This is a genomic window from Mesorhizobium sp. M0991 (assembly GCF_040318915.1).
In the GTDB taxonomy this organism is placed as follows: domain Bacteria; phylum Pseudomonadota; class Alphaproteobacteria; order Rhizobiales; family Rhizobiaceae; genus Mesorhizobium.
This window is the reverse complement of record NZ_JAMYNE010000085.1, coordinates 1-3,224: the sequence shown is the minus strand read 5'-3', so window position 1 is coordinate 3,224 and position 3,224 is coordinate 1. Positions and strand designations below refer to the sequence as shown.

Genomic DNA, 3,224 nt, shown 5'->3' with positions numbered 1-3,224 from the left:
AGATGCTGTTCAGCAGTTGCAGAACGGAGTCATTTGGTCGGAAACGCACGCCGTGAGCGCCGGTGACGCCCGCCTTCTCGAGTCCATTGCGCATCATCTCGACATCCGCTGCGGCATAGCGGTGGGTCGTGGCGACCTGTGCGTGCCCGAGCCAGGCTTGGATCGTCAAAAGGTCCACGCCGGACTGGAGAAGCTTCATGGCGAGGGAGTGCCGGAAGATGTGCGGCGATATGGGCTTGTCGGCCAAGGCCGGCCTGGTAGGCACGGCCTCTGTGGCCGCACGCCGCACGATATGGGTCGCTCCGAAACGAGTCAGGCGTTCGTTGCGGGCGCCGACGAATATCGCTCGCGGCTCGTGATGGGCGATCCCGCGCTCGCTCAACAAGGATGTCAGCGCCCGCGCCAGGTCCTTAGCAATGGGGACGACGCGGTCTCTGCGCCCTTTGCCGCGCAGCAGCACTTGTGGGTGCGGCCGTTCCAACTGAAGGTCGTTTGCGTTGACGCCGGTGGCTTCGGAGACCCGGGCGCCGGTCCGTGCCAGAAACAGTAGAAACGTTCGGTCGCGCCGCCCACGGGACGTCCTCTGATCGGGGGCCGCAATAAGGGCGTCCACTTCGGCCTTGGTGAGGTGGTGCGTCACCTCAATGTGAGCCCGTTTTATGGGAATCGTCAGCACGCGTTGGGCGACACCGAAGGACGCCGGGTCAGCGGCTGCTACGTGATGGAAGAAGGATCGGATGGCCGCTAGTCGGGCGTTGCGCGTGGCGATGACGTTCTTGCGCTTCTCCTCGAGCTCGTCGAGGAAGGCGAGAACGAGGTCTCGATCGAGGTCTTCGAGTGCCAATGCGGCCGGCTTCTTCGCCAATCGGGTGGCGGCAAAGATGATCAGCATGCGCAAGGCATCGCGATAGCTGGCCACGGTCGCGGGAGTCGCATTGCGTTGTTTGGTCAAGCGCCGGCGAAAGTAGAACTCCAGGAGCGGCGCCAGCAGCAGGTGTTCGCTCATGCTGCACCTCCGTCGAGGAAGGCGCGCTCCGCCGCAATGGCGAGAAGATCTGCCGAACCGGTGAGATAGTAGGCAGTGTCGCTGTAGCTGGCGTGACCGAGATATGTGGCGAGCAACGGGAGCAACGCCTGAACGTCTGCGCGCTGCTGATGCCAGAGGCCGAGACGGGTCACGGCGAACCGGTGCCTGAGATCGTGTGGCCTTAATGGCTTGCCGCCATCGAGACCAGCAAGCTTGCGGGCCTCGGCAAAGCCGTTTTGCAGGCCTGTCGCCGAGAGGCGATTGCCACGAGAGCTGAGGAAAAAGGCCTGGTCCTTGGGCATGGGAAAAGCGGCATCCCGTTCATGGACGTAGCTACGAAGGGCAGCCTGGGTCGTCGTGTGAACTGGAACGAGACGGTCCTTGCGGAACTTCGTCTTCCGAATGAGGAGAATCCCGTTGGCCAGATCAACGTCGGAACGATCAAGTCTGACCACTTCGCCTGATCGCAGCCCCGAGCTCGCCAATAATCCGATCAGCGTGGCCATTGTCCGCCCCTTGAGAAGGATTCCCGGCGAGATGCGGCGGCATGCGTCGATGAGTGATGCCAACTCGGCCTCGCTGAGGATTCGCGGAGGCGGAATCGCTCTGGATCTGGGGAAAGCTCTGCGCTCCAAGGCTTCGGTTCGCGCGTCATAGACGGCGAGATATTCGTAAAACCGGCGCAGCACGCCGTGACGACTGACACGGCTGTTGGCGGCGCCGCTGAACGAGAGGGCAAAATCCAGCGCCAAAGTTCGAGTGGCAGGCCCATCGAACTGAGCGCGCTCAATGTACCTCACGAAAGCCCGCAACGTGCCGGCTTGCTTGCTGAAGGCATAGCCGAGGGAGTGGCGTAGCTCGATGTAACACTCGGCCTTCTCGCCGAGGAATCGGGCAAAGGCGGTCATGCCACGCCTCCCGGAAAGGGAAGTGCGACCTCGGCAAGTTGCGACGTCGCGACCTTTACGTACAGCGCCGTTGTGTTGATGCTGCGGTGTCCCAGGAGATCGGCGACCTCGTTGATCGGCCTTCGCTGCTTGACGAGCTGGGTGGCAAGACTGTGGCGCAGGAGATGCGCACCTGCGACCTGCCCGAGTTCAACCCCGCCATGTCGCAACCGCTTCCGCACGATCCTCGAAACAGGCGACGCGCATTTGAATGGTGCCACGGGCGGCGTGAAGGACAGGAACAGATACGGACTATCCACCTTCGGTCGAGCGCGCAGGACATAGTCGGCGAGCGCGGCACCGGCTTCCTCGATGAGCGGGGCCACCCGATCACGCTTGCCCTTGGTGTGCCGGACAAAAACCTCGCCAGTTCGCCAGTGGATATCGTGCAGCTGAATGGCGCGTAGCTCGCCGTTGCGAATGCCCGTGGTGGCGAGCAGCAGCAGGACGGCTCGATCGCGGATGTCGACCGGCGTCGTTGCGCCGATCGCATCTATTGCGCGCCGAACGTCATCCCATGCAAGGCGCGGCGGCAAATGCGCCAAACGCCAATGAGGCGTTCTTGGGACGACGCGGTCGAGATCCTGGTCATGGTGGCCAGCCCAACATAAAAACTGAAGAAATGTTCGGATGTGAGAAGTCGCTGCCGTGCGGGTGCCGGTGGTCGCCGATAGCGACAGCCGATGCTCGACAGCAGCAAGGACGTGCTCAGCCGTCAATGCCTCGAGGTCTTGACCGGGATGGTGATGGCGGAACCAATCCAGAAAGCGGCGGCCTCCCAGAAGAACGCCTTCGCGGGTCTTCGGCTCAAGTCCTCGCACCTTGCGCAAATAGTCGGAAAATGAGGTCAGAAGCGGAGTATCCGGATCATCATCTACCTTGGGAGGGGAAGCAATGAAGCGCTCCGGAGCCACTCGCCGCGCGTGTCCCAGTGCCGACACTGCTCCAATGCGTGGAGTATCCGTAGTAAACGTGCACAAATAGCTGTCGACGACATCTTGAGAGATAGGCATCGGACCACAGCGCGTTGCGGCAAACTGGCTAAAGCGCGCAATCCGGCTCAGGTAAATCGTGGCAGACGCTCGCTTATAACCAAGGGTGAAAAAATGCTCCGCGAGGCGATCCATCTCGCCACCGAGTGCACCGCTACGCAGGCGCTTGAGCACCCCACAATAGGAAAAATAGAACTCGAGCATTCTGCCCCTCCGGCGTTGTGGCACAGGGGAATCCCGCGCCATGAGAGAGGCATG

The 3,224-nt window shown here is 61.9% G+C and carries 3 protein-coding genes; all 3 read right to left on the bottom strand.

The genetic code is table 11. The features are described from left to right. The coding region (locus NKH70_RS35490; RefSeq protein WP_353027460.1) for a tyrosine-type recombinase/integrase at window positions 1-1,006 on the bottom strand (1,006 nt) is incomplete at its 3' end. Next, complete coding sequence (locus NKH70_RS35485) at window positions 1,003-1,935, bottom strand: tyrosine-type recombinase/integrase (RefSeq protein ID WP_023699564.1); 933 nt, start codon at window positions 1,933-1,935, stop codon at window positions 1,003-1,005. The genes NKH70_RS35490 and NKH70_RS35485, both read right to left, overlap by 4 nt. Then, window positions 1,932-3,170, bottom strand: coding sequence for a site-specific integrase (locus NKH70_RS35480; RefSeq protein WP_353027459.1), 1,239 nt, complete (start codon window positions 3,168-3,170; stop codon window positions 1,932-1,934). The genes NKH70_RS35485 and NKH70_RS35480 overlap by 4 nt, the downstream gene beginning before the upstream one ends. Between the last annotated feature and the right edge of the window lie 54 nt (window positions 3,171-3,224).